25 protein-coding genes are annotated in these 26,319 nt (G+C 73.0%); 12 read left to right on the forward strand and 13 right to left on the reverse strand.

What is annotated here, in order from left to right; genetic code table 11:
* Positions 1–2 precede the first annotated feature (2 nt).
* Positions 3–995 (forward strand): sensor histidine kinase, encoded by a 993-nt coding sequence (locus tag CHF16_RS02800; RefSeq protein WP_089324313.1) that lies wholly within the window; start codon positions 3–5, stop codon positions 993–995.
* Here CHF16_RS02800 and atzF read toward each other — a convergent pair.
* From atzF to CHF16_RS02820, 4 genes are read right to left on the reverse strand one after another with little or no spacing between them, the layout of a single operon-like run.
* On the reverse strand, positions 992–2,785 hold the full coding sequence (gene atzF, locus CHF16_RS02805; protein WP_089324314.1) for an allophanate hydrolase: 1,794 nt from the start codon (positions 2,783–2,785) through the stop codon (positions 992–994). The two genes, CHF16_RS02800 and atzF, sit on opposite strands and share 4 nt — an antisense overlap.
* Positions 2,782–6,399: an urea carboxylase gene (gene uca / locus CHF16_RS02810; RefSeq protein ID WP_245868179.1), complete on the reverse strand. Its 3,618-nt coding sequence runs from the start codon at positions 6,397–6,399 to the stop codon at positions 2,782–2,784. Before uca ends, atzF begins: the two co-directional genes overlap by 4 nt.
* Complete coding sequence (locus CHF16_RS02815) at positions 6,392–7,102, reverse strand: urea amidolyase associated protein UAAP2 (protein ID WP_089324315.1); 711 nt, start codon at positions 7,100–7,102, stop codon at positions 6,392–6,394. The genes uca and CHF16_RS02815 overlap by 8 nt, the downstream gene beginning before the upstream one ends.
* On the reverse strand, positions 7,099–7,935 hold the full coding sequence (locus CHF16_RS02820) for an urea amidolyase associated protein UAAP1 (RefSeq protein ID WP_089324316.1): 837 nt from the start codon (positions 7,933–7,935) through the stop codon (positions 7,099–7,101). Before CHF16_RS02820 ends, CHF16_RS02815 begins: the two co-directional genes overlap by 4 nt.
* 115 nt (positions 7,936–8,050) lie before the next feature.
* On the opposite strand from CHF16_RS02820, the gene CHF16_RS02825 reads away from it, so the two are divergent.
* Positions 8,051–8,659: a TetR/AcrR family transcriptional regulator gene (locus CHF16_RS02825; RefSeq protein WP_089324317.1), complete on the forward strand. Its 609-nt coding sequence runs from the start codon at positions 8,051–8,053 to the stop codon at positions 8,657–8,659.
* A gap of 15 nt (positions 8,660–8,674) precedes the next feature.
* On the opposite strand, the gene CHF16_RS02830 is transcribed toward CHF16_RS02825, so the two are convergent.
* Together CHF16_RS02830 and CHF16_RS02835 are read right to left on the reverse strand one after the other, a co-directional pair.
* A complete protein-coding gene (locus CHF16_RS02830; protein WP_089324318.1) occupies positions 8,675–10,210 on the reverse strand; it encodes a high affinity choline transporter 1 in 1,536 nt (511 codons plus the stop codon).
* 122 nt (positions 10,211–10,332) lie between these two features.
* Positions 10,333–10,992, reverse strand: a complete 660-nt coding sequence (locus tag CHF16_RS02835) for a response regulator (RefSeq protein ID WP_089324319.1) — start codon at positions 10,990–10,992, stop codon at positions 10,333–10,335.
* Between the two features lie 304 nt (positions 10,993–11,296).
* Between CHF16_RS02835 and CHF16_RS02840 the strand changes: the two genes are divergently transcribed.
* Positions 11,297–11,755 (forward strand): CBS domain-containing protein, encoded by a 459-nt coding sequence (locus tag CHF16_RS02840; RefSeq protein WP_089324320.1) that lies wholly within the window; start codon positions 11,297–11,299, stop codon positions 11,753–11,755.
* Positions 11,756–11,864: 109 nt separating this feature from the next.
* Complete coding sequence (locus CHF16_RS02845; protein ID WP_089324321.1) at positions 11,865–13,148, forward strand: ArsB/NhaD family transporter; 1,284 nt, start codon at positions 11,865–11,867, stop codon at positions 13,146–13,148.
* 51 nt (positions 13,149–13,199) lie between these two features.
* On the opposite strand, the gene CHF16_RS02850 is transcribed toward CHF16_RS02845, so the two are convergent.
* The gene (locus CHF16_RS02850) at positions 13,200–14,585 is read right to left on the reverse strand and encodes an NAD(P)H-quinone dehydrogenase (protein WP_089324322.1); all 1,386 of its coding nucleotides are present in this window, start codon (positions 14,583–14,585) and stop codon (positions 13,200–13,202) included.
* A 104-nt stretch (positions 14,586–14,689) separates the two neighbouring features.
* Here CHF16_RS02850 and CHF16_RS02855 point away from each other — a divergent pair, with 104 nt between their 5' ends.
* The 3 genes from CHF16_RS02855 (at position 14,690) to CHF16_RS02865 (ending at position 17,657) form a co-directional block, all read left to right on the forward strand.
* A complete protein-coding gene (locus CHF16_RS02855) occupies positions 14,690–15,142 on the forward strand; it encodes a gamma-glutamylcyclotransferase family protein (RefSeq protein ID WP_089324601.1) in 453 nt (150 codons plus the stop codon).
* Positions 15,143–15,216: 74 nt separating this feature from the next.
* Positions 15,217–16,017 carry a purine-nucleoside phosphorylase gene (locus CHF16_RS02860; protein ID WP_089324323.1) on the forward strand — a complete coding sequence of 267 codons (801 nt, stop codon included), beginning with the start codon at positions 15,217–15,219 and terminating at the stop codon, positions 16,015–16,017.
* Positions 16,014–17,657: a phospho-sugar mutase gene (locus CHF16_RS02865; protein ID WP_089324324.1), complete on the forward strand. Its 1,644-nt coding sequence runs from the start codon at positions 16,014–16,016 to the stop codon at positions 17,655–17,657. Before CHF16_RS02860 ends, CHF16_RS02865 begins: the two co-directional genes overlap by 4 nt.
* A gap of 25 nt (positions 17,658–17,682) precedes the next feature.
* On the opposite strand, the gene CHF16_RS02870 is transcribed toward CHF16_RS02865, so the two are convergent.
* The 6 genes from CHF16_RS02870 to CHF16_RS02895 form a co-directional block, all read right to left on the reverse strand.
* Complete coding sequence (locus CHF16_RS02870; RefSeq protein WP_089324325.1) at positions 17,683–18,327, reverse strand: PH domain-containing protein; 645 nt, start codon at positions 18,325–18,327, stop codon at positions 17,683–17,685.
* Between the two features lie 7 nt (positions 18,328–18,334).
* On the reverse strand, positions 18,335–19,426 hold the full coding sequence (locus CHF16_RS02875; protein ID WP_089324326.1) for an adenosine deaminase: 1,092 nt from the start codon (positions 19,424–19,426) through the stop codon (positions 18,335–18,337).
* Positions 19,427–19,602: 176 nt separating this feature from the next.
* Complete coding sequence (locus tag CHF16_RS02880; RefSeq protein ID WP_089324327.1) at positions 19,603–19,959, reverse strand: cupin domain-containing protein; 357 nt, start codon at positions 19,957–19,959, stop codon at positions 19,603–19,605.
* 139 nt (positions 19,960–20,098) lie between these two features.
* The gene (locus tag CHF16_RS02885) at positions 20,099–20,722 is read right to left on the reverse strand and encodes a class F sortase (RefSeq protein ID WP_089324328.1); all 624 of its coding nucleotides are present in this window, start codon (positions 20,720–20,722) and stop codon (positions 20,099–20,101) included.
* A gap of 95 nt (positions 20,723–20,817) precedes the next feature.
* Complete coding sequence (locus CHF16_RS02890; protein WP_143227853.1) at positions 20,818–21,333, reverse strand: hypothetical protein; 516 nt, start codon at positions 21,331–21,333, stop codon at positions 20,818–20,820.
* 167 nt (positions 21,334–21,500) lie between these two features.
* Positions 21,501–22,145, reverse strand: a complete 645-nt coding sequence (locus tag CHF16_RS02895) for a class I SAM-dependent methyltransferase (protein WP_089324330.1) — start codon at positions 22,143–22,145, stop codon at positions 21,501–21,503.
* 96 nt (positions 22,146–22,241) lie between these two features.
* On the opposite strand from CHF16_RS02895, the gene CHF16_RS02900 reads away from it, so the two are divergent.
* The 5 genes from CHF16_RS02900 to CHF16_RS02920 all read left to right on the forward strand — a co-directional run bounded on the left by CHF16_RS02900 (position 22,242) and on the right by CHF16_RS02920 (position 26,290).
* Positions 22,242–22,835 carry a helix-turn-helix domain-containing protein gene (locus CHF16_RS02900; RefSeq protein WP_089324331.1) on the forward strand — a complete coding sequence of 198 codons (594 nt, stop codon included), beginning with the start codon at positions 22,242–22,244 and terminating at the stop codon, positions 22,833–22,835.
* 383 nt (positions 22,836–23,218) lie between these two features.
* Positions 23,219–24,871 (forward strand): ATP-binding protein, encoded by a 1,653-nt coding sequence (locus tag CHF16_RS02905; protein WP_143227854.1) that lies wholly within the window; start codon positions 23,219–23,221, stop codon positions 24,869–24,871.
* 30 nt (positions 24,872–24,901) lie between these two features.
* Positions 24,902–25,336, forward strand: coding sequence for a roadblock/LC7 domain-containing protein (locus tag CHF16_RS02910; RefSeq protein WP_089324333.1), 435 nt, complete (start codon positions 24,902–24,904; stop codon positions 25,334–25,336).
* The gene (locus CHF16_RS02915) at positions 25,333–25,698 is read left to right on the forward strand and encodes a DUF742 domain-containing protein (protein WP_089324334.1); all 366 of its coding nucleotides are present in this window, start codon (positions 25,333–25,335) and stop codon (positions 25,696–25,698) included. Before CHF16_RS02910 ends, CHF16_RS02915 begins: the two co-directional genes overlap by 4 nt.
* Positions 25,679–26,290 carry a GTP-binding protein gene (locus CHF16_RS02920; RefSeq protein ID WP_089324335.1) on the forward strand — a complete coding sequence of 204 codons (612 nt, stop codon included), beginning with the start codon at positions 25,679–25,681 and terminating at the stop codon, positions 26,288–26,290. The genes CHF16_RS02915 and CHF16_RS02920 overlap by 20 nt, the downstream gene beginning before the upstream one ends.
* Positions 26,291–26,319 lie beyond the last annotated feature (29 nt).

Genomic DNA, 26,319 nt, shown 5'->3' on the forward strand with positions numbered 1-26,319 from the left:
CTATGAGCAGGACACCCGTCTCGGCACTGTACTGGCGCATCCTCGGCATCAACGGGCTGATCTTCGCGATCGGCACGGCGCTGCTCGCGGTCGCGCCCGTCACCATATCCTCGCCGATCCTGCTGCGGGAACTCCCCGTCCTGGTGGTCGGGCTCGTGGTGATGATGGCGGCGAACGCGCTGCTGCTGCGCGCCAGCCTGTCCCCGCTGGACGGGCTCACCGCGCTGATCTCGCGGCTGGACTCGCTGCGCTCCCGCGACCGGCTCTCCGCCACCGGCAACGGCGACCTGTTCCACCTCGTCGACGAGTTCAACGCGATGCTGGACCGGCTGGAGGCCGACCGCAGCATCAGCACCGCCGTGGTGCTGGACGCGCAGGAGGCCGAGCGGCGCCGCATCGCGCAGGAACTGCACGACGAGATCGGGCAGTCCCTCACGGTGGTGCTGCTGGAGCTGAAGTCGGTGGCGGACCGGGCGCCCGGCGAGGTGGCGGAAGAGCTGCGGAGCGTCCAGGAGGTCGTCCGGTCGAGCCTGGACGAGGTGCGGCGCGTCGCGCGGCGGCTGCGTCCCGGCGTCCTGGACGACCTCGGCCTGACCAGCGCGCTCACCGCGCTCGCCGGGGACTTCTCCGGCACCGGCGGGCCGCGGGTGACGCGCCGCGTCCAGGCGGGACTGGAGGGCCTCGGCCCGGACGCCGAGCTGGTCATCTACCGGATCGCGCAGGAGGGCCTCACGAACGTGTGGCGGCACTCGGGCGCGCGCAACGCCGAGCTGTCGCTCACGCAGGAGGAGGACGGCTCCGTCGTGCTCCGGGTCGTCGACGACGGTTCGGGGCCTCCCACCGAGGACGGCTCCGGCATCCACGGCATGCGGGAGCGCGCGATGCTCATCGGGGCGCGGCTCACGATCGGACCGGCCGAAGGCGGCGGCACCGAGGTGAGGCTGGAGATCCCGCCCGAGGGCGCCCGCCCCCGCGGCGTAGCGGGCACGTCCTAGCCGCGCCCCCCGGAAGGGCCTGGCCGGACGGCCCGCGGGGTGGCGAGCCATGCCTTCCAGCCGCCGTGGGCGGTGATGTCCAGGCCCGAGGCGGCCGCGTCGGCGGCTGCGCCGAACCCGACGACCCAGCGTCCGTCGGAGAGTTCGACCCGGCCGAGCGTCATCGGGGCGGGAAGCGCCGCGAGGAACCGGCCGAGCGCACCGGTGGAGAGCTGCCACACCTCCCCGGCGATCGCCGCCCCGCCCGCCCCCACGCGGGTCATCCCGGGTTTGGGGGGCGCCGTGTCCAGTGCCGCGAGTCGATACGCCGCCGCGGTCGTGGCCTCGCCCGCCCAGCGGGCGCCGAGGGCCCGCAGTTCGCCTTCGAGGGGCTGCCCGCGCAGATGTGCGCCGACGACGAACAGGTCCACGGCCTGGAGCCCGCCGTCGCCGATCGCGGCGGGCCACGGCACCGGCGGAGCGTCCGCACACGCGCCGAGGTCGGCGCCCGGGAACGTCTCGGCGGGGGCCTCGCCCGGCACCATGATGCGCGCGGCGAGGTCGAGGGCGACGGCGTCGTGGAAGGGCCGGGCGACGACGGTCGCGCCGAACTGCGCGACACCGGCCGCGCCCTCGTCGACGGTCCCGGACGGGACGGCGACGGCGCAGAGGTCGAAGAGGTTGCAGAAGTTGGTGTAGACGCCGACGCGGGAGTTGGCGCCCACCGGGTCGGCGGCGACCTCGTCCATCGTCGGGTGGAAGGGCGCGGTGGGCACAAGGAGGGCGTCGAACCCGTCGAGGAGGTCCATGCACTCCCGGCGCAGGTCGGCGAGGCGGGCCTGGTCGCGGGACAGGTCGGAGCCCGTCACGGAACCCGCCCGGTGGATGATCGCCGCGACCGTGGGGTCGAGCCGAGCTGCGGCGTCGTTCAGGTGGGTGTCGACGAACTCGCCGACCGCGGCGTGCCGTTCGGCGACGAGCGCACCGTCGTACAGCAGGCGCGCGGCGGTCAGGAAGGAGGCGAAGGGGATCGCCTCGACCGCGCAGCCGTCCGCCCGCAGCCGGTCGGCCGCGGCGGTGAACGCCTCGGCCCAGCCGGGGGCCATGGCGGGCAGTTCGTCCGGCACGGCCACGCGGGCCGCCGCCGGGGCGGCCAGCGGCGCGTCGGCGGGCCAGGCGCGCGTCCCGGGACCGCCCGCCATCACCGACATCGCCAGGGACGCGGTGCCGAGGTCGCGGGCGAAGATCGTCACCGCGTCGTAGGAGCGGCATGCCGGGACGACGCCGGCGGTGGAGACGGCGCCGAGGGTGGGCTTGACGCCGACGATCCCGTTGTACGCGGCCGGGACGCGACCGGACCCGGCGGTGTCGGTGCCGATCGCGATGTCGGCCTCGCCGGTGGCGACGGCGACGGCCGACCCGGACGACGACCCGCCGGACACGTGCGCGGCCCGGTGGGCGGAGCGCACCCGCCCGTAGGGGCTGCGCTGCCCGACCAGGCCGGTGGCGAACTGGTCGAGGTTCGTGGCCCCGACCAGCGTGGCCCCGGCGGCGCGCAGCCGGGCCACGGCGGGAGCGTCCGCCTCGGCCGGCGCGGCGGAGAATCCGGGGCACCCGGCCGTCGTCGGGACGCCTTCGACGTCGACGTTGTTCTTGACCGCGAGGCGCAGCCCGGCCAGCGGGCCGGAGGCGGCCCCAACGGAGGCGGCGACCTCGGCCTCCGGACGCCGCCAGATCCAGGCCTCCGGACGCGGGGACCCGGCGTCCGCGGCGTGCCGCTGCCCCTCCGTGACGAACCGCCCGGTCGTCATGCCGACGCCTCCCCGCTCGGGCCCAGCACGACAAGGGCCTCCCCGGGAGTCACCTGGTCTCCGGCTCCCGCCAGAACCGCCTCGACGACACCCGCACACGGCGCGGTGACAGGGGCTTCCATCTTCATGGCCTCCAGAGTGAGCAGGGTCTGCCCGGCCTGGACGATGTCGCCGGGAGCGACGTCGACCTTCCAGACTCCCGCGACGAACGGCGCGTCCACGCGGGTGCCGCCCTCGGGTACCGGGACGTCCACCGGCTCCGGCACGGCGGCCTCGGCGGCGGCCGCCCGCTCGAACTCGCCCGCCGCCTCCCACGCGTCGCGCTCGGCGCCGAACGCGGCGGCCTGCGCCGCGCGGAACTCGGCGATCGGCGCGGCGTTCTCCGCCAGGAACCGCTCGTGCTCGGCCAGCGAGAACGTGCCCTCGGCGGCCTCCAGCGCGCGGCGCCCGGCGGCGACGTCGGCGCGAATGTCGAGGAGTTCCTCGGCGGAGACGGGATACCAGGAGATCCGGTCGAAGAACCTCAGCAGCCACGGGTCCTCGCCGTCCTCGGGGTGCCTGCGCCAGACCTGGTGGGTGCGGCCGACGAACTGGTAGCCGCCGGGGCCCTCCATCCCGTAGACGCACAGGTAGGCGCCGCCGATGCCGACGGAGTTCTCCGCGGTCCAGGTGCGGGCCGGGTTGTACTTGGTCGTGACGAGGCGGTGGCGGGGGTCCAGCGGGGTCGCGACGGGCGCCCCCAGGTAGACGTCACCGAGGCCCAGCACCAGGTAGGACGCGTCGAAGACGGTCGCGTAGACGTCGTCCACGGACGGCAGCCCGTTGATCCGGCGGATGAACTCGATGTTCCAGGGGCACCAGGGCGCGTCGTCGCGGACACCGGCCATGTAGCGCTCGATGGCCTCGCGGGTGGCGGGGTCGTCCCAGCTCAGCGGCATGCGGACGGTGCGCGAGGGCACGACGAGCTCGGACACGGACGGCAGCGACCGCTCGATCTCCACCAGCAGCCCGAGCAGTGCGCGCACCGGCAGGACGGACGGGTCCACGTGCACCTGGAGGGAGCGGATCCCCGGCGTCACGTCCAGGACGCCGCGCTCACCACGCTCCTCCAGCGCTGTGTGCAGCGCGTGCACGCGGGCGCGCAGCCGCAGGTCGAGGACCATGTCGCCATACTCCACCAGGACGGAGTCGTCGCCCTGGCGCCGGTAGGTCACCGCGGGCCCCGAGGTCTCGCCGTCGCCGAGGCGGCGCAGCACGCCATCGTCGCCGTCCCCGCCCGCGACCGGCACGACGAGGTCGAGAGCGCGGGGCGCGGGCGCGGTCTCCTGCCGCATCGGGACGAACCGCACGGTGTCCCCCGGACGGAGCTGGCCGAGCTTCCAGCGGTCGGCGGACACGACGGTGACCGGGCAGACGAAGCCGCCGAGGCTGGGCCCGTCCGGGCCGAGCAGGATGGGGGTGTCGCCGGTGAAGTCCAGGGCGCCCACCGAGTAGGGGGTGTCGTGGATGTTGGACGGGTGCAGGCCCGCCTCTCCCCCGTCGGGCCGCGCCCACGCTGGCTTGGGCCCCACCAGCCGCACACCCGTGCGCGCGGAGTTGAAGTGGACCTCGTATTGGGTGGCGTAGAGCTGGTCGATGTCCTCGCGGGTGAAGAACTCCGGGGCCGCGTGCGGGCCCTCGGTGACGGTCAGCTCCCAGTGCCTGCCGAACTCGGGGCGGCGGGACGGGGCGACGGGACGCGGATCAGCGCGGTCCGAGCCCTCAAGACCCGTCCGCAGCACGTCTCCTGGACGCAGCGCACGACCGCCGTGACCGCCGAACCCGCCCAGGGTGAACGTGGCCGCCGAGCCCAGGTAGGCGGGGACGTCCAGGCCGCCCGCGAAGGCGATGTAGGTGCGAAGGCCGGCCGAGGGGGCCCCGACGTCCAGCGTGGCTCCGGCGGGGACGGGCACCGGCTCCCACATCGGCACCGGGGTCCCGTCAACGGTCACGGGGGCCGGGGCGCCGGTCACGCAGACGATGGTGTCGTGGGTGAAGGTGAGTTCGGGGCCGCCCGCGGTGCACTCCAGTCCGGCGGCGTTCTCCGCGTTGCCGAGGGCGAGGTTGGCCAGGCGCAGTGAGCGGTCGTCCATGGCGCCCGACGGCGGCACTCCGACCTGCCAGTACCCCAGGCGTCCGTCGGCGTCCTGCACGGTGGTCATCAGCCCGGCGCGCGCGACGGTGATGCGCGGTTCCGGGTCTCCCAGGCCGGCCAGGGTGGACGTGGTGTGCCCGGCCGCCTGGAACTCCGGTAGCCGCACGGCGGCGCGCAGCATCCCCAGGTTGACCTCGATGCCGTCGACGCGGCTCTCGGTGAGCGCATCCCCGAGGCGGCCCAGCGCGTCGGCGCGGTCGGCGCCGGTGGCGATGACCTTGGCGAGCAGGGGGTCGTAGGCGGTGGTGACCTCGATCCCGGTGGTGACCCACGCGTCGACGCGAACGCCGTCGCCCTCGGGCAGTTCCACACGGGTGAGAGGGCCCGCGGACGGGCGGAAGTCGTTGGCCGGGTCCTCGGCATACACGCGCGCCTCGACGGCGTGTCCGCGCAAGGGAACGGCTCCCGTCTCCGCATACGGGCGCATAAAGGTGGAGTCGCCCCCGGCCAGGCGCAGCATCCAGGCGACGAGGTCGATGCCCGTGACCTGCTCGGTCACGGGATGCTCGACCTGGAGGCGGGCATTGACCTCCAGGAACGATGCCTCCCGCCGCTCGGGGTCGTAGACGAACTCGACGGTCCCCGCCGAGCGGTAGCCGACGCCGGCGCCCAGCGCCCGGGACGAGTCGTGCAGCCTCCGCCGCACGTCCTCGGGCAGGGCCGGGGCGGGCGCTTCCTCGATCACCTTCTGGTTGCGGCGCTGAAGCGAGCAGTCGCGGTCCCCGAGGGTGACGACGTTTCCCGCGCCGTCGCCGAAGACCTGCACCTCGACGTGGCGGGCTCCGGCGACGTACCGCTCGGCGAACACCCCGCCGGAGCCGAAGGACCGCTCGGCCAGGGACGTGACGCGGGCGTAGGCGGCGCGCAGCTCGGCGGCGTCCCGGCAGACGCTCATGCCGATCCCGCCGCCCCCGTTGGTGGCCTTGAGCATCACCGGATAGCCGATGCGCTCGACCTCGGCCACCGCGTGGTCGGCGTCCGCGAGCAGGCCGGTGCTGGGGAAGACGGGCACGCCCGCCGCGACGGCGGCGGCGCGCGCGGTGTGCTTGTCGCCGAAGGTGCGCAACTGCGCGGGGGTGGGGCCGACGAAGGCCAGCCCGGCCCCCTCGACCGCCTCGGCGAAGTCGGCGTCCTCGGACAGGAAGCCGTATCCGGGGTGGACAGCGCCGGCACCGGTCTCCTTGGCCGCCCGCAGGACGGCCTCGGCGTTCAGGTAGGACTGCCCGGGGGGCGTGGGGCCGAGCAGGACGGCCTCGTCCGCGGCGAGGACGTGGGCCGCGCCGCGGTCCCCCTCGGAGAAGACGGCGACCGTGCGCAGCCCGAGGGCCTTGGCGGAGCGGATGACACGGCAGGCGATCTCGCCGCGGTTGGCGACCAGAACGGTGGACACCCCGGGCCCGCCGGAAGGAAGGTCAGCCACGGTGGACCACCATCTCCACGCGGGACGGGTCGAACCCGTTGCACGGGTTGTTGATCTGCGGGCAGTTCGACACCATCGCGAGGGTGTCGCGCTCGGCGCGCAGCGACAGCGACAGGCCGGGCGCGGAGATGCCGTCGACGATGCCGAGCGCGCCGTCCGGGTCGACCGGAACGTTCATGAACCAGTTGATGTTCGACACCTGGTCGCGCTTGCCCATGCCGTACCTGGACAGCTCGTTGATGAAGTTGTCCGCGCAGGCGTGCTGCGCGTAGGTGTGGTGCCCGTAGCGCAGCGTGTTGGACTCCCGCGAGCAGGCGCCGCCGAGGGTGTCGTGGTGTCCCACGGCGTCGGCGACGACGCTCAGCAGGGCCTCGCCCTCGTTGTCGCGCAGGACGGAGCCGGTGGTCAGGAAGACGGAGTCCTGCTCCTGCAAGGTGGCCTGCACGCTGTACGCGCGCGTGTGGTCGTGGGCGTCGTAGGCGAGGAAGTCGACGGCCTGGTTGCCGTCCAGGTCCACGATGGTCAGGACCTCGCCCGCCGTCAGGACGCGGGACCACGGAGCGCGCGGCCCCACCGTCTCGCGGTGGACGATCTCACCGAACCGCTCCACGGCCGCGGCGATGGCGGCCTCGGCGGCGGGGTCGCCCGGCGTCTTGGTTCCGAGGTAGGTGACCTGGGCGGCGGGGGGCGTGGTGGTGGTCATCGAGGGCTCCGTCCTGCACGGTGGTCGGCGGTGTTCTCGAAGGCGCGGCGCCCCTCGGGGGTCGCCGCCCACTGCGGGTCGCCGGGACCGGTCACGCGGTCGCGCCAGGCGAGGATCTCCAGCTCGCCGCACGTGTACCGCTCTCGCGGGTCCAGCGGATGGGCGGCATTGGCCACGAGCAGGACGACCGGCAGCTCGGTGCGGAGGGTGACGTACGCACCCGGGCCCGCCGAGCCCTGCCACACCGGACGTCCGCCGTCATCGATCCGCACGCCCTGGAAGAGCGAGACTGCCGGGGGGACGTCCCGCCGCCCCAGGCCGTTCTTGAGCGCGCCGTTGACCAGAAGCTCGCGCCCGGCCGGGCTGGGGCCGTGCACGGAGCCGTCCCCGTAGCGGCGCTCGTTGCGGGCCCGGGTGGAGGCGCCGTAGATGGTGTCGTGGTGGCCGGAGGCGTCCTCGACGATCGTCGCGAGCACCCGGGCCTGGTCGCTGAGCAGCAGGTAGCCCTCGTGCGGGTACACCTGCCACTGGATCTTCGCGGTGTCCGCGGTGTTCAGCCGCTCCCACGGCATGTCCGCGTGGTACAGGACGACCTGCGCGCAGGCGTCGCCGGTGAGGTCCGTCAGGCGCACGCGCATCCCGGCGGCCAGCACGCGGTGGGCGTAGCCGCCCCCCGGCAGGCGGTCGCTCCACACGACGTCCTCCGGCGCGACGCCCTCCGGAACGGCGGTCTGGGACGAGGCCGGGACGGTGGGCGCGGCGTGGACCACCGTCCCCTCCTGGGCGCGAGCATGCTCCCTGGCCCCTGCGGTCGTGGCGGTTGCTGCGGGCACGGCTACCTCCTGCACCTTTTCTGTCGAACAACAGAAATTGAAACGAGCGCCGTCGCGCGCCGGATCTCAGGCACGTGAACGGCGTGTAAATTGGCGCGGCTGCTAGGTTCCACGGGTGGCTGGACGCGGACGACCCCGGACCAAGGGCCCCTCCATCTCGGGCAGTACCGAGCAGGACATCCTGAACGCCGGGGCGGATCTCTTCTGCACGGTCGGGTTCGGCTCCGTGAGCACCTACAAGCTGGCCCAGACCGCGGGCATCTCCCAGGCCACGCTGTACCACTACTTCTCCGCCAAGCACGAGGTCCTGCTCGCGCTGCTGCTCCAGACGGTCCGCCCCTCGATCGTCATGGCCGAGCGGCTCGTCCGGGAGGACGGGCTGTCCGCCCGGGACAGGCTGCGCCGCCTGTGCGCCTACGACGCCGACCTCCTCGCCACCACCCCCCGCAACCTCGGTGCCCTCTACCTGCTGCCCGAGGTCGCCGACGAGCGCCTGTCCCCCTTCCGCGCCGAGCGCGACCGCCTGCTCGGCGCCTACCGCGCGCTGGTCGAGCAGTGCCTGCCGGACGCGGACGAGCCCGAGCACGGGGCCGTCGCCGACCTCGTGTTCGGGCTCGTGGAGAGCGTGATCCTGCGCCGCCAGCGCGCCGGCGGCGCCCCGCTGCCGCCCGACACCGGCGAGCGCATCGCCGCGGCCGCGCTGCGGATCATCGGGCCCGGGTGAGGACCGCCCCCCGTCTCACGCCCCGCCGACGGGGACGCCCTCCGGCGGACGCGGATCCGGCACGGCCTCCGCGGCCCCGGCCGCCGCGCGGTGGTCCAGGAACCGCAGATCGCGCTCCTCCTCCGCACGCGACCGGCTGCACAGGGAGACGGCGACGAACGCACTGATGCCGATCGCTCCGGCCAGCAGGGTCGCCCACCCGTCGAACCCCTCTCCCAGCAGGCCGTTGTCGATGTACAGGAGGTCGTTCGGCACGCCGTACAGGGTCGGGGTCAGCACGAGGAAGGCCAGGCGGACGACCAGCCCCGCACCGATGCTCACCAGCGCGGCCGCCGTCGTGGCCCGCCGCCAGTAGAGCCCGAGGACGAACGGGGCGACGAGGCAGGCGAGCATGAGGTCGAACGCGAGCGTCAGCAGGATGCCCGTCTGCGAGACCCGCACGGCCAGGATCGCGGCGCACACGGCGACGGGCAGCATCGCGATGCGCACCCACCGCAGCAGGGGGTCCTTGTGCCCCGGCGCGACGGCGCGCTTGAGCCCGGCGACGTTGCGCACCGTCACCGCGGACGTGGCCAGCACCGCGCCCGACCCGGTCGAGAAGGACGCGGCCACGACGCCCGACAGCACCAGGACGGCGAGCACGGCGGGCGCGCCGCCGTCGAGCAGCTTGTAGACGACGGGCCCGCCGTCGGCCGTCAGGCCGAGCTCGGCGGCACCGGTCAGAGCGATCAGCGACCAGACCACGCCCACGGCCGCCGTGACGCCCGCGCCGACGAAGCAGGCACGGCGCGCCGCCTCGGGGGTGCGGGCGCCGAAGACGCGCTGCATGAAGTCGATGGCGACCAGGTCGCCGATGCCCAGCGAGACCAGCGTCGCCCAGTTGATGGCGGCGCCCTGGGAGGGATCGGTCAGCTGCCCCATGTCGAAGGGCCCGGCCCCGTCCGGGACGCTGATCCCGTGCTCGGAGGCCACCCAGACGAACAGCGCGAGGGTGGCGCCGACCGTGATGACGGCCTGGATGACGGCGGTGTACACGTCCGAGAACAGCCCGCCGCCGACGGTGTAGGCGAGGATCAGCGCGACGGCGACGATGACGCCCAGCTCGTACGGGACGCCGGCGAAGTGCTCCAGCAGGAACCCGAGGGCGACCAGGTTCCCGGCCAGCAGCACGGTGAAGGACACGACCATGAGCACGCCCGCGATGACCTCGACGCGGCGCGTGTACCGGCGCGCGAAGAAGTCCGCGAGGGTCATCAGGCCCATCCGGTTCATCGGTTTCGCCAGGAAGGCCCCCGCCAGCAGCAGGCAGATCGCCAGCCCCAGGGCCAGCGAGGCGCCCGCCCAGAAGCCGAGGCCGGCCGACAGGTCGGTGTTGCCGATGGTCGCGTTGGAGTCGACGGCGGCGGTGGTCAGCGCGACCGCCACCAGCGGGACCCCGAGCTGCCGCCCGGCGACGAGATAGTTCGTGGAGTCGCCGTCGACCATGCGGGCCACCGCGATGCCGACCACGAGCACGAGCAGGACCGTGAGCCCCACCCCGGCGATGATCATGGTTCCTCCTGGACGCACCAATTTCTGTCGAGCGACAGATAAGGCGTCCAGTAAGACGTCCGGGTGTTACGGGCGGACGGGCCCAATGAAACAGGCGGGTAAAGCGATCCTCTCCGGGGCGGCTACGGCTCGACGAGCCCGATCCTGATCGCGTACTTCGTCAGCTCGAGCCGGTCGCGCATGCCGAGCTTGCCGAGGATGTTGGCGCGGTGCCGGTCGACCGTCTTCACGCTGATCGTCAGGGTCTCGGCGATCCGCTTGGACGAGTACCCCTCCGCGATCAGCTTGATGATCTCCTCCTCGCGCGGGGTGAGGATGCCGTCGGGGCCGTCGCCGTCCCGCTCCCGGCCGAGGTACTCGCGGATCAGCGCCGTCACCGCCCCCGGGTACAGGAACGGCTCGCCGCGCATCGCGGCGCGGCAGGCGTGCAGCAGGTCGCGGTCGGCGACGGACTTCAGCACGTACCCGGACGCGCCCGCCTTCAGGGCCTCGAACAGGTACTGCTCGTTGTCGTACATCGACAGGATCAGCGTCCGCACGGTGGGGAAGCGCCGGGAGATCTCCCGCGCCGCTTGCAGCCCGGTCATGCGCGGCATCGCGATGTCGAGGATCGCAAGATCGACGCCGCCGGCGGCGAGCGCGTCGATCGCCTCCGCCCCGTCCGCCGCCTCCGCGACCACGGTGAGGTCGGGCTCGGCGTCCAGGATCAGCCGCAGCCCGCGGCGCACCAGCGCGTGATCGTCGGCCAGCAGTATCCGGGTGGCGGACTCGCGAGTGTGCACCCGATCACCTCCGGTCTCGCGTCCATCCTAGGCTCGCCCCCGAGGACAGATTCTCCTCCACCTGGGGATACATGCTCCATGGCGCCGATATGGGTGTCAGACCCGATGAGGTGCGGGGCCGCCGCCGCAAAGACTGGACAGCGTACGCGAAAGGGGCGGACACATGGCACAGCGAACGACCGGCGGGCACCGTCACCCGCCGAAGGCGGCGCGGCGGCCGTCCTGCGAAGGGAGCGCCCCCGGCGTTAGGAGGAGGAATCCATCAATCCGAAGAGCCAGGCTTTCCGGAAGCCGAAAGGAAGCAATGCAAGCGCGGGACATCGCCATAAAGGTGCCGACCGTGACGCGGGACGACTCGATCGCCCACGCGATACAGCTCATGGCGCTCGGCCGGCTGCCGGGCCTGATCGTCGTGGACGGGGAGCAGCGCCCCCGGGTCGTCCTTCCCGGCACGCAGGTGCTGCGGCTGGCGGTCCCCGCCGCCTACCAGGAGGACCCGGCGCTGACCCGGGTCGTGGACGAGACGCACGCGGACGTCTTCTGGCACGAGATCCGCGACAGGACTGTGGGCGACTGCCTCGGCACGCACACTCCCCGCCCGGTCATCGTGAAGGCGTCCGCGACGCTGCTGGAACTCGCCGCGCTCATGGCCCGGCAGCGCAGCCCCATCGTGGCGGTCGTGGACGACGCCGGCCTGCTCACCGGCGCGGTGATCCTCGATCGGCTGCTGTCGGCGCTGGCGCTCAGCCAGCCCGACGACTGACCCTCCGGCGGCGTCCCGCTGATCCGCCGCCGGGGCGCCGGGCCGATCCGCCGCCGAGGCGGCCCGATGCTCCGCCGCCACGGAGCGCCGCACGGCCGGGGAGTCCGCGATGACGGCGGTGGCGGCGCTCGCCATCTTCGTCGTCGCGTTCTTCTTCATCGCCACGGAGAAGGCCGACAAGGTCAAGGTCGTCCTCATCGCGGCCGGGGCCATGACGGTGCTGGGGCTCACTCCCGGCGCCGGGGTCTTCTTCTCCGAGCACGACGGGATCGACTGGAACGTCATCTTCCTGCTGCTCGGCATGATGATCATCGTCGGGGTCGTCAAGGGCACCGGGCTGTTCGACTACCTGGCGATCTGGGCGGCCAAACGCTCCAAGGGGCGGCCGTACCGGCTGATGGTCATGCTGATGGCGATCACCGCGGTGGCCTCCCCGTTCCTGGACAACGTCACCACGATCATGCTGGTGGCGCCGGTGACGGTGGTGGTCTGCAAGCGGCTGCGCATCCCCGCGCACCCGTACCTCATCGCCGAGGTGCTGGCGTCCAACATCGGCGGCGCCTCGACCCTCATCGGGGACCCGCCGAACATCATCATCGCCAGCCGGGCGGGGTTGACGTTCAACGACTTCCTCGTCCACATGGCGCCGATCGTGGTGGCCGTCTTCGTCGCGTTCGTGCTGCTCTCGTGGGTGCTGTTCCGCAAGGAGTTCCACTACGACGAGCGGTACGTCGCGGAGGTGATGTCGCTGGACGAGCGGAAGGCGATCACCGACTCGGCACTGCTCGTCCGGTGCCTGGTGGTGCTGGGCCTCGTCATCGTCGGGTTCATGCTGCACTCGGTGGTGCACACGGAGCCGTCGATCATCGCGCTCGTCGGCGCGGGCGTGATGCTGCTGGTGGCGCGGGTGGACGTCGGGGAGGTCCTGGACGAGGTCGAGTGGCCCGTCCTGGTGTTCTTCGCCGGCCTGTTCGTGATGGTGGCGGGCCTCGGGCACACCGGCGTCATCGAGAAGATCGGGGTCTGGGCCGCGGACGCGGTCGGCGACAACTACTTCGTCGCCGCGACCAGCCTGCTGTTCGGGTCCGCCGTGCTCGGCGCGTTCTTCGACAACATCCCCTACGCGGCGACGATGGCGCCGATCGTGGAGGGGATGGCGGCGGGCGCCCCCGACCAGTCGACCGCCGACGCGCTGTGGTGGTCGTTCGCGCTGGGCGCCGACTTCGGCGGCAACGGCACCGCCGTCGCGGCGAGCGCCAACGTCGTCGCGATCGGGATCGCCGCCCGCACCGGGAACCCGATCAGTTTCTGGCAGTTCACCCGCTACGGCATCATCGTCACCGTGCTCAGCACGCTGATGGCCTGGGTGTACGTCGCCTTGCGCTACTTCTAGCGCTCCTGGCGCCTCTGGCGCCGGCCAGGGGGCTGGGGCCGGGCACGTCCTCTAGTAGGCGTGCTCGGCCATCAGCCGCCGGGACGCCTCGGTGATGCTGCCCGACAGCGACGGGTACACCGCGAACGTCTGGGCGACCTGGTCGACGGTCAGGTGCTGCTGGACGGCCACCGACACCGCCAGGATCAGCTCGCTGGCCCGCGGCGCCACGATGACCCCGCCGAGCACGATCCCCGTGGACGGGCGGCAGAACACCTTGACGAAACCGTCCTCGAAGCCCTGCATCTTGGCGCGCGCGTTGGTGAACAGCGGCAGCATGACCGTCCGGGCGTTGACGTCGCCTGAGTCGACCATCTGCTGCGTCACGCCGACCGACGCGACCTCGGGGTCGGTGAAGATGTTGGACGCGACCCAGCCGAGCTTGAGCGGCTGCACCGCCTCGCCCAGCGCGTGCCACATCGCGATGCGGCCCTGCATGCCCGCGACGGACGCGAGCATGAGCACGCCCGTGCAGTCGCCCGACGCGTAGATGTGCGGGACGGACGTCCGCGACACCTTGTCGACCTCGACGAAGCCGCGCGCGTCGCAGCGCACGCCGACCTCCTCCAGGCCGATGCCCGAGGTGTTCGGGACCATCCCGACCGTCATCAGGCAGTGCGAGCCCTCGATCTTCGTCCCGTCCTCCAGGGTGACGATCACGCCGTCGCCCGAGCGCTCCACCCCGGCGGCCCGCGACCGCGACATGACCTTCATCCCGCGCCGCAGGAACACGTCCTGCAGGACGGACGCGGCGTCGGCGTCCTCGGTCGGGAGGATCCGGTCGCGCGAGGAGACCAGCGTGACCTTCGAGCCGAGCGACAGGTACGCGCCCGCCAGCTCCGCGCCCGTCACGCCGGACCCGACGACGATCAGGTCCTCGGGGAGCTCCGGCAGGTCGTAGAGCTGGCGCCAGTTCAGGATGCGCTCGCCGTCCGGCTCGGCGCCGGGCAGCACGCGCGGCGTCGCGCCCGTCGCGATGAGCACGATGTCGGCCCGGATGCGCCGGTCGCCGACCGCGACGACGTGCGGCTCCACCAGCCGCGCCTCACCGCGGACGATCTTCACCTCCTCGTAGGCGAGCCGTTCGGCGACGTCGAACGACTGGGCCCGCGCGAGGTCCTTCACGCGCTTGTTCACCTCGGCCATGTCGGCCTCCAGGGCGCCGACGATGCCGTCCGGACCGCCGTTGAAGCGCAGCCCGAGGCCCGCCGACTCCGACATGACCGCCATACGGGTCGAGGTGGCGATGAGCGTCTTGGAGGGCACGCAGTCGGTGAGCACGCAGGCGCCGCCGGGACCGTCGCGCTCGATGACGGTCACGTCCGCGCCGAGCTGGGCCGCGACGAGCGCGGCCTCGTAACCGCCCGGGCCTCCTCCGATGATCACGATCCGGGTCACATCTTCCATTGTTTCCTACTTCCGGCAGTGAAAAGTCCGGCTTGGCGCCCACCCCGGCGCGACCTGCCCACCCCCACCCCACCCGTGGCGTAGCCTTGGCCAACGTGGCACTGTACGCGGCGTACGCCTCCAACATGGATCCCGAGCAGATGGCGAGCCGGGCTCCGCATTCGCCCATGCGCGGCACCGGCTGGCTGGCCGGGTGGCGGCTCACCTTCGGCGGGCAGGACAAGGGCTGGGACGGCGCCCTCGCGACGGTCGTCGAGGACGAGTCCGAGCAGGTCTTCGTCGTCATGTACGACGTGCCCGCCTGGGACGAGAAGGAACTCGACGCCTGGGAGGGGGCCGCGCTCGACGTCTACCGCAAGATCCGGGTCCGGGTGCAGACCCTCGACGGCGACGCGCTGTGCTGGATCTACGTCCTGGACGACTACGAGGGCGGGCTGCCGTCCGCGCGGTACCTCGGCATCCTCGCCGACGCGGCGGAGAAGGCCGGCGCGCCCGACGACTACGTCAAGGACCTGCGGACACGTCCCTGCAAGTCGCTGGGCGACTGACCCCGGCCGCCCCGGGCGGAGGCCGCGGCGGAGGCCGATCGTCCCACCGGGGACCCGGCGGTAGTGTCGGCGATGTGAGCAACGACGCTTTTGCACTGGCACGGGCCTCCGCGGACGCGCTGCGCGACCGCACGTCCATCGACGCGTTCGACGTCGCCCTCGTGATGGGCTCGGGCTGGGTCCCGGCCGCCGACCGGCTGGGCGAGCCCGTCACCGAGCTGACCGTCACCGAGCTGCCCGGGTTCGCGCCCCCGGCGGTGGAGGGGCACGCGGGGAAGATCCGCGTCGTCGAGGTGGGCGGGCGCCGGGCGCTGGTGTTCCTCGGCCGGACGCACCTGTACGAGGGCCGCGGCGTCGACGCCGTGGTGCACCCCGTCAGGACGGCGCTGGCCGCCGGGGTGAAGACGGTGGTGCTGACCAACGCGGCGGGCGGGCTGCGGCCCGAGCACCAGCGCGTCGGCGACCCGGTGCTGATCTCCGACCACCTGAACCTGTCGGGCGCGAACCCGCTCACCGGCGCGACGTTCCTGGACCTCACCGAGGCGTACTCGGGGCGGCTGCGCGCCCTCGCCAAGGAGGTCGACCCGACCCTGTCGGAGGGCGTGTACGCGGCGTTCCGCGGCCCCACCTACGAGACGCCCGCCGAGATCCGGATGCTGCGCGCCCTGGGCGCCGACCTCATCGGCATGTCGACGGTGCTGGAGACGATCGCGGCGCGGCAGGGCGGCGCCGACGTCCTCGGGATCTCGCTGGTCACCAACATCGCGGCCGGGCTGTCGGACGAGCCTCTCGACCACGAGGAGGTCCTCGCGGCGGGACGCGCCTCGGCCGGGCGGATGGGCACGCTGCTCGCGACCGTCCTGGCGAAGCTGTGAGCGACCTCCGCGCGCGCGCCAAGGAATGGCTCACGCAGGACCCGGACCCGGAAACCCGCGCCGAGCTGCGCGAGATCCTGGACAGGGGCGACGACGCGGCGCTCGCTTCCCGGTTCGGGTCCCGCCTGGAGTTCGGGACGGCGGGCCTGCGCGGCGAGCTGGGCGCCGGCCCGAACCGGATGAACCGCGTCACGGTCATGCGCGCCGCCGCCGGGCTCGCCGCCTGCCTGCCGCCGGGCGGCCGCGTCATCATCGGCTTCGACGCGCGGCACGGCTCGCGCCGGTTCGCCGACGACACGGCGGCCGTGCTCAGCGGCGCGGGGCTGCGCCCGGAGGTGTTCGCCGAGCCCGTCCCGACGCCCGTCCTGGCGCACTTCACCCGGTCGTTCGACGACATCGTGGCGGGCGTGATGGTGACGGCCAGCCACAACCCGCCGCGCGACAACGGCTACAAGGTGTACTGGTCGGACGGCGCGCAGATCGTCCCGCCGCGCGACAGCGAGATCTCCGCCGCGATCGACGCGGTCGGCCGGGTGGACGAGCTGCCGCTCGGCTCCGGCTGGCCCGTCCACGCCGACACCGCCCTGTACCTGGACGCGGTGTCGTCACTCCGGCTCGGCGACGACCGGGACATCTCGATCGTCTACACGCCGCTGCACGGCGTCGGCCGGGACGTGCTGCTCGCGGCGTTCGATCGGGCGGGCTTCCCCGCCCCGGCCGTCGTCCCCGAGCAGGCGGAGCCGGACCCGGACTTCCCGACCGTCGCGTTCCCGAACCCGGAGGAGCCCGGCGCCCTCGACCTCGCCCTGGCCCTGGCCGAGGCCCGGGACGCCGACCTGGTGATCGCCAACGACCCGGACGCGGACCGCTGCGCCGTCGCCGTCCCCTCCCCGTCCGGATGGCGGACGCTGACCGGGGACGAGGTCGGCGGGCTGCTCGCCGAGCACGTCCTGCGGCACACCGCCGGCGATGACCGCCTGGTCGTCACCACGATCGTGTCGTCGTCGCTGCTCCGCTCGGTCGCCGCCGCGCACGGGGTGCGGTTCGCCGAGTCGCTCACCGGCTTCAAATGGATCATGAAGGCGGGCGGGTCCGGCCCGGACGGGCGGCCCGGCCGGCTCGTGTTCGGCTACGAGGAGGCGCTCGGCTACAGCGTCGGCGACGACCGCGGCGTCCTCGTCAGCGACAAGGACGGCATCGGCGCGGCGCTCGCCGTCGCGGCCCTGGCCGCCGCCGCGAAGCGGGACGGCCGCACCCTGCTGGACCTGCTCGACGACCAGGCCCGCGAGTACGGCCTGCACGCCACGTCGCAGCTGTCGATCAGGGTGGACGACCTGTCCCTGATCACCGCCGTCATGGCCCGGCTGCGCACCGCTCCCCCGGCGGAGCTGGCCGGGCGTCCGGTCGAGTCGTTCGACGATCTCGCCCGTCCCACCGACGGCCTGCCGCCGACCGACGGTTTGCGCTTCCGGCTGTCCGGCGGTGCCCGCGTGGTCGTCCGGCCCTCCGGCACGGAACCGAAGCTCAAGTGCTACCTGGAGGTCGTCCTCCCGGTAGAGGACGACGTCGCCGCGACTCGCGCGCGCGCCGACGCCGAACTGGAAGCACTCCGCGAGGCCCTCGCCACCGCCCTCGCGTAGGCGGAGGTCAACTGGCCGGCGGAGGTCAACTGGCCAGCGAGATGGCCAGGGCGACGATGACGGCGGCCAGGGGAACCGCCAGGGCGACCACGGCCGGGACCGACCAGGCGACCGTGCCCCTGGCGGTCTCGGCCTGCTTCGCCGCCGCGGCCCGGTCGGGGGCGCCCGACTTGGTCCGCGGGCGGTGCCGGTCGCGCAGCTCGTTGAGCTGACGGGCCGCGAACCCCGTCGGCGTCCGGCCCCGCAGGTCGATGGCCGCGCCCTGGTTCTTGCGCGCCTCCTTCTCGGCGCGGGCCTCCGCCTTGGCCTGGGCGCGCGGGGACGTCTGGTGCACCCAGGCGCGGGTCTCCAGGTCAGTCCCGTCCGGGCCGGTGAAGCGCACGGTCACCGCGTTCCTGCCCTCGATGTTGCGGACCGCCGCCCACGGCGCGCGCGCGTCCCGCAGCGGGTTGCGGACGGTGAGCCCCTCCTCGTCGGCGACGATCGCCGGGCGCAGCCCGACCGTGTAGGCGATCCCGCAGCCGAGCAGCAGCAGGAACGCGATCGTGAACGTCGTCAGCGAGTAGTCGGGGTCACCGGTGATGCCGACGAACAGGTCCACGAAGTTGAGCAGGGCGAACACGAGCCACGCGTACGCGGCGACCTGCCCGCCGGTGGAGCGAATGGTCATGGCTCGATCATGCCAGTGGCCGGGCACCGCTCCACTTGAGCTGCGCGAAGCCGGGCTTGATCACCCCGTTGATCAGTTCGAGCCGCTCGTTGAACGGCGCGAACGCCGACTTCATCGCGTTCACCGTGAACCACTGCAGGTCGTCCCATCCGTAGCCGAACGCCTCGGTGAGCTTGGCGAACTCCTGCGACAGCGACGTCCCGCCCATCAGCCGGTTGTCGGTGTTCACCGTGACGCGGAAGCTGAGCCGGCGCAGCAGCCCGATCGGGTGCTCGGCGATCGACTTCGCCGCGCCCGTCTGGATGTTGGAGGTCGGGCACATCTCCAGCGGGATCCGCTTGTCCCGGACGTAGTCGGCGAGCCGCCCGAGCCGCGCGTCGGAGCCCTCCACCTCGATGTCGTCGATGATCCGCACGCCGTGGCCGAGCCGGTCCGCGCCGCACCACTGGATCGCCTGCCAGATCGACGGCAGCCCGAACCCCTCGCCGGCGTGGATGGTGAAGTGCGCGTTCTCCCGCTGGAGGTACTCGAACGCGTCCAGGTGCCGGGTGGGCGGGTAGCCCGCCTCGGCGCCCGCGATGTCGAACCCGACGACGCCGAGGTCCCGGTAGCGGACGGCCAGCTCGGCGATCTCCATGCTGCGCGCCTGGTGCCGCATCGCCGTGACCAGCGTCCCGACCCGGATGCCGAAGTCGCGGCGGGCCCGCGCGAACCCGTCCAGGACGGCCTCGACGACCTGCTCCAGTGTCAGCCCCCGGCCGAGATGCTGCTCGGGCGCGTACCGGACCTCCGCGTAGACGATGCCGTCGGCCGCGAGGTCCTCCGCGCACTCGTAGGCGACCCGGGTGAGCGCCTCGGCGGTCTGCATCACGCCCACCGTGTGGGAGAAGGTCTCCAGGTAGCGCTCCAGCGACCCCGAGTTGGACGCCTCCTCGAACCACGTCCGCAGCTCGTCGGGATCGGTGGCGGGCAGGTCGGCGTAGCCCGTGTCGCGGGCCAGTTCGATGATGGTCGCGGGCCGGACCCCGCCGTCCAGGTGGTCGTGCAGCAGCACCTTCGGCGCGCGCCGGATGTCCTCAAGAGTCGGCCGCTCGTTCATCTCTCGAACCTACCCGGCCGCACCCGCTCCCACGTCGTCAATACTCGCCATGCGCGGCGCCGCGACCTCGGCCGTTCCGGGGGATGGCGCGGCCGGTGGGCGGGGATGGCGCGGCCGGTGGGCGGGGATGGCGCGGCCGGTGGGCGAACCCACCGGCCCCTGTCGCGGCGCGCCGGTCAGCGCGCCTTGGCGTAGTCGCCGATGTTTCCGGCGAAGTCGAACACGACGCACGGCTCGTCGCCGACGACCCACGCGTCGTGGCCGGGCTCGACGACGAACACGTCACCCGGGCCGACCTCGCTCTCGGCGCCGTCGCTCATCTGGACGCGCATCCGGCCCTGCTCCACGTAGCAGTTGTGGTGCACCATGCACAGGTCGGTGCCGGCGATGTCCTTCACCGACTCCGTCCAGCGCCAGCCGGGCTCGAACGTGGCCTTGCCGAACGTGAGACCGCTCAGGTTGACGACCTCAAGGTGCCCCCTGGGGAAGTCGCGCCGGTCATCCGGCTTCTCGATGCTCTTGACCTCGGTCATGATGGGTCCCCCTTTCACCATCACTTTCCACGCTCGCACTGCCTCTGACCTGGGTCAAGACGTGCCACCGGACGGATCTGCCCCGGTGCTGCCAACGCGCTGGAGGCCGCTGCCGGGTCCGGGTTCCGGGCCGTCCGCGCTACCGGACGGACGTCTCGGCGGCGTAGACGATGACGTTGTCGCGGTAGCCGCCCGCCGCCCGGTCGAACCGGCCCCCGCAGGTGACGAGCCTCAGCGCGGGTCGGTCGACGGGGCCGTAGACGCGCCGCGTGGGGAACCGGTCCTTGGCGACCCGCTCCACGGACTCGACGGTGAACACGGCCACGCGGCCGTCCGCCCGGGTCACCTCGACGCGGTGTCCGGGCCGGAGGCGGCCGAGATCGTAGAAGACGGCCGCCCCCTCGGCCGAGTCGACGTGGCCGAGGAGGACGGCGGCGCCGCGCTCGCCGGGGGCCGGCCCCAGGTCGTACCAGCCGGCCTCGCCCGGACGGTCGGCCCGCGGCACCTGGACGGAGCCGTCGGTGTCGAGCCCCAGCCCGACCAGCGGGGCGCGGACCCCGATCGCCGGGACGGCCACCTGCACGGGGACCGAGCGCGGCAGCACCGGCCCGGTCTCGTCGGCCGGGCGGGCGGACGCCGCCCAGGCGGGCGGCCGCGGTGGGCCGCCGACGCCGGGGCCGCGCATCCCCAGCGCGATCATCGCCAGGCCGGCCGCCAGCAGCCCCGCAGCCGCCAGGGCCAGCAGGCCGGCCTTTCCGCGCATCACCGATCACCCACTCGAAAATGATCTGCTATTCGCCGTGGCCCGCGGCCGCGTGCAATTTCCAGCACGGTTCTCCGCGGGTCTTGGAAAATGCGTCAGGCGTTCGCGCCGCCGCGGCGGCGGACGGCGGCGGCGCCGAGCCCGAACGCGCCCAGCAGCAGGACGCCGCCGGCGGCCAGCGGCGCGGCGCCCGTCCCGCCCGCGCCGCCGCCGAAGCCCGTCTTGGCGCCGCCGCTCGGGGTGGGGTGGGTGGTGCTCATGGGCTTCGTCCCGGCCTTCACGACCGTGAGGAGGCCGACCGACTTGTGGGCGCCGCACCGCACCTGCACGGTGTACTCGCCGGGGACGGTGTCGGGCTTGATCGTGGCCAGCCCGGCGCGGCCGTCGACCTCCTCGGCCCCGTTCAGCGGGACGGCCCCGCCCACGAACGCCAGCGAGCCGGCCTCCCCGTCCACCGTGCACTGCTTCCCGACGACGGTGACCTGCCCGCCGGGGCGGGCCTGGCTCGGCTGGAGGACGACGTCGCCGCCCTCCGCCATCGCGGGCGCGGCAAGCCCGACGGTCACCGCGCCGGTGACGAGACCGAGAACGGTCGCCTTTCCAAGTCGCATCTTCTGCTCCATTGCGACACGGCGGCTTACTCGACTTTCGGCCCCGGCACCGTGCCCCCTTATGCACTCGTATGATGGGCCGGACCCCGCGTTGGTTCGCGCCTTTTTCCGGCCGGTCGGAATTGACCTTGATCAGGAATTGCGGCCGGAGGTTGGTGTGAAAGCCATCACATTGCGGGGTGGCGGACGGCTCGGACGACCACGTCGTCGAGGGATGCCTCGGCGCCGCCGCGGCCCGTGATCGTGCGGTGCTCTTCCTTGGCGGTGACGATCTCCCAGACCGTCTCGTCCAGGCGTGCCTTGATGGCCGCTGCGGTGACCGATGCCTCGGCAGGCGGGCCGTGCTCATGGCCGTGCCCGTGCCCGTGGCCCTGTCCGTGCCCCTGTCCGTGGCCGACTATCAACAGGGTGCCGCCGGGTACCACCCATCCGGCGACGCGGTCGTAGAACTCCAGTTGCGGCATCGCCGGGTGGGCGTAGTGGGTGGTGACCAGGTCGAACCGTTCGTCCGGGGTCCAGGTGCTCAGGTCGGCCTCCACCCACCGCAGGTTCTTCGACGCGTCTGGCGTCGCGCGCTCCGCGGCGCGGCTGAGGGCCTCGGACGAGATGTCGACCGCCGTCACCTGCCAGCCGTGCGTTGCGAGCCAGATCGCTTCGGCTCCCGCGCCGCATCCCGCGTCCAGTGCCGTCCCGGGCGTCAGGCCCTCTGTCTCGCGGGCGAGATACGGGTTCGGCGGGTTCCCGCCCATGGACCCGGCGCCACCCTCCCGCCAGTGCCGCTCCCAGTAGTCCCTGTCGAACTCGTGCGCCATCGGCCGTCCTCTCCCAGTGCCCTCACCAGCTACGACGATCGTGCCCGGAGCCGTGGCGAACCAGCGAAGCCCGTTGCCGATCGGCAAGATGGACGGATGGACGAGGCGATGGAGCGCACCCTCGACGGCTTCGGGCCGAGGCTGAAGCGGTTCCGGCAGCGACGGGGGAGCACCCTGGCCGGGCTCGCGGAGGAGACGGGGATCTCCGCCAGCACGCTGTCCCGGCTGGAGTCCGGGCTGCGGCGGCCCACGCTCGAACAGCTCCTGCCGCTCGCGCGCGCCTTCCGGGTCACGCTCGACGAGCTCGTCGACGCGCCGCCCACCGGCGACCCGCGCGTCAACCTGCGTCCGGTCGCGGCCGGGGACGGGACGACCGTCGTACCGCTCACCCGCAGGCCCGGAGGCATCCAGGCGTACAAGTTCGTCCTCCCGGCAGGGGACGGCGGTGCCGAGCCCGACCTGCGGACCCATGAGGGATACGACTGGGTCTACGTCCTCAACGGCACGTTGCGGTTGGTGCTGGGCGAGCACGACCTCGTCCTGGAACCCGGTGAGGCAGCGGAGTTCGACACCCGAATCCCGCACTGGTTCGGTGCGGCCGGCGGCGGGCCCGTCGAGTTCCTCAGCCTCATCGGGAGGCAGGGTGAGCGCGCGCACGTCCGCGCGGCCCCGAGGACCGGCTCGCCCTGAGATCCGGCCCGCCCGCAATACGGGCCGTACATTTGCTAATAATCGGACAAAAATGGGTGATGTACCGCAAATTACCGGAAGCCGGACGGGCCTCCCGGTAATCTCAGCAATCCACGCTTGCCCGAACGAGTGGTGTGTCAGCCTAGATACGGACTGTACCGGTAAGAGTACGTCTTACTCAGTAATGTGACCCCGTGCCGTGCCGCCGACCGCGCTGAGGACGTCCGATGCCCGTTTACTCCGAACCCGCCGCCGACAGCGAGCGCCAGGATTACCGGCGGCACGGTAGACCGCCGGCGCGCGGAACGCGTCGCCAGAGCAGCGCACGCTCCTTTCACCTGTGCATTTCCGTCCTTCCCGCGGCCGTTATCGGGATCCTCGGGGTGGCCGTCGCGGCGGTGCTCTACAACGGCGAGGACGTGACCCGGCGCGCGCAGATCGTGCTGGCCGCGGCCGCCGTGGCGGCCGTCCTCACGCTGGGCGCCGCGGTGTTCGGGGCGGACGCGGCGACCCGCAGGTTCGAGCGCGTCGGGCGGCCCGTCCCGCCGCCCGACCGCGGCCAGAGCCCGGAGGACGTGCAGCGGCGGCTCGGCGAGCTGTGGTTCACCATCGCGCGCGGCCGCAAGGGCCTCCAGGAGCTCACCGAGCGGGTCAAGGCGGGCGAGACCGCGCCGCGCAGCGAGGACGTCCAGCCCATCGAGTCCGGCGACCCGTTCGTCCGGCTCGCCTACGAGCTGCGGCAGGCGCAGGGCGAGGCGTGGAACGCCGTGCTGGACGTCGCCGAGAGCCGCGCCCCGAGCAGCGGGCCGGACCAGCGGGTCGACGTCTTCGTGAACCTCGCCCGGCGCATGCAGTCGCTCGCCCACCGCGCCATCAAGGGGCTCGACGAGCTGGAGAACCAGGTCGAGGACCCGGACCTGCTCAAGGGCCTGTTCCGGGTCGACCACCTCAGCACCCGGATGCGCCGCCAGGCCGAGAGCCTCGCGGTGATCGGCGGCGCCGCGTCCCGCCGCCAGTGGAGCCGGCCGGTGACCGTCTACGAGGTGTTGCGCTCGGCGATCGCCGAGGTCGAGCACTACAACCGGGTCAAGGTCGTCCCGCCCGTCGAGGGCACCCTGGACGGCAGCGCGGTCGCCGACGTCGTGCACCTGCTCGCCGAGCTGATCGAGAACGCCACCCGGTTCGCCCCGCCGCACACGCAGGTGCTGGTCCGGGTGGACGCCGTCACCGCCGGGCTCGCCATCGAGGTCGAGGACCGCGGCCTCGGCATCCCCCGCGACAGCCAGCGGCGGCTGAACGACCTGCTCGCCGACCCCGAGCGGGCCGGCGCCGAGGAGCTGCTGCAGGAGGGCCGCATCGGGCTGCTCGTCGTCGCCGCGCTCGCCCGGCGGCACGGCGTCCGCGTCGCGCTCCGCGACAACCTCTACGGCGGGGTCCAGGCCACCGTCGTCGTGCCGGGCGAGCTGGTCGGCGCCGAACCGGAGGAGGCCGAGGCCGTGCCGCAGGCGCAGCCCGCGCACGCCGAGCCCGTCCCGGTGCCGGCGGGCGCCCCGGCCGCCGTGCCCGCCGCGCGGGAGGCCGTCCCGGCGTCCGCGCGCTCCATCCCGGCGGAGGGCTACGCCGGTCCGGCGGAGGGCTACGCCGGTCCGGCGGAGGGCTACGCCGTGCCGGCGGAGGGCTACGCCCCGGCCGACCGCTTCGTGGCCGTGGACGACCCGGGCCGGCACGCGAATTCCGCTCCCGCGGCGAATTCCGGTCCGGCCGCAAATACCGGTGCGGCTGCGCAATCCGATGCCGCCGGCGTTGTCGACAATGTGGTGGACAACGTGATGGACAATACTGAACGGCCGGCGCTGCCACGCCGCCGGGTTCAGGCGAATATGGCGCCCGAACTGGTGAATCCTCCCACCCCCCAGCATGTGCAGGACGACACCGAGGTCACGCACAATCCCGGTCTCATGGCGGCGTTCCAGAGAGGCGTGCGCGGCGCCGAGGAGAACGACAGCACGACGGACGGCGCCGGTGGCACGGACTGACGAATCATCACGAGGGATAAGGAGCGTCCATTGAGTGCTGTCTCCCCGAACCAGGCTCAGGATCTTGCTTGGCTGCTGCGGGGGCTGGGCGAGGAGGTTCCCGTCATCCGCGGCAGCGTGCTGCTGTCGGCCGACGGCATGCTGAAGGCGTCCGACGGCTTCGACCGCGCGAGCGCCGAGCAGCTCGCCGCGCTCGCCTCGGGCCTGTTCTCCATCGCCCGGAGCGCGGGGACGAAGTTCGACGGCAGCAACGAGGTCCGGCAGGTCGTGACCGAGCTCAAGTCGAGCCAGCTGTTCATCTCGTGGGCCGGGTACAACTCCGTGCTGGCCGTGCTGGCGAGGGGCGAGGCCGACCCGGCCGTCGTCGGCTTCGAGATGGCCCGGCTGATCAAGTCCGTCCGCCCCTTCCTCGGCACCGCGACGCGGTCGGCGGCGGCGCCGCGCAATCCGACGCCCTCATCATGACGGCCGGCGAGGACGAGCTCTGGCTCGACGACGACGCCGGGCCGCTGGTGCGCCCCTACACGGTGACCGCCGGGCGCACCCGGCCGGCCATGCGGCTGGACATGCTGTCGCTGGTGGTGGCGACCGGTGAGGTGCCGGCGAACCTCGATCCGGAGCACCGGCGGGCGCTCGGCCTGTGCCGCACGCCGACCTCGGTCGCCGAGGTCGCGGCGCACCTGCGGCTGCCCGTCGCGGTCACCAAGGTCCTCCTCGCCGACCTCGTGAACTGGCGGGCCATGTCCACCCGAGCGCCGCGTCCCGCGGCGGAGCTCACCGACCGAGACCTCCTGGAGAAGCTGCTCGATGGCCTACAACGAGCCTGAGATGTTCCCCACTCAGGTCAAGATCCTGATCGCGGGTGGGTTCGGGGTCGGCAAGACGACGTTCGTCGGCGCGGCGAGCGAGATCGAACCGCTCAACACCGAAGAGCTGATCACCACCGCGAGCGCCGGCACCGACGACCTCGGCGGGGTGGAGGGCAAGACCACGACCACCGTGGCGCTCGACTTCGGCCGCATCACGATCGAGCAGCACGGCATCGTGCTGTACCTGTTCGGCACGCCCGGCCAGCAGCGCTTCTGGTTCCTGTGGGACGAGCTGTGCGCCGGAGCGCTCGGCGCCGTCGTGCTCGCCGACACCCGCCGCCTGGACGCCTGCTTCGAGGCCGTCGACTTCTTCGAGAACCGGGGGACGCGGTTCCTCGTGGCGGTGAACGAGTTCGACGGCGCGTTCCGCTACGAGCCCGACGAGGTGCGGGCCGCGCTCGAACTGGACCCGGCCGTGCCGATCGTGCTGTGCGACGCGCGGGACGGCCGCTCCACCACCGCCGTGCTGCGCGCCCTGATCCGCCACCTCATCGCCACCGTCCCCGCCCCCGATCCCGATCCCGACCGCCTCACCACTCCGACCGCCTGACCGCTCCGACCGCCACCCGCCGCCGACTC

It is taken from the genome of Actinomadura meyerae (assembly GCF_900188445.1).
In the GTDB taxonomy this organism is placed as follows: Bacteria; Actinomycetota; Actinomycetes; order Streptosporangiales; family Streptosporangiaceae; genus Spirillospora; species Spirillospora meyerae.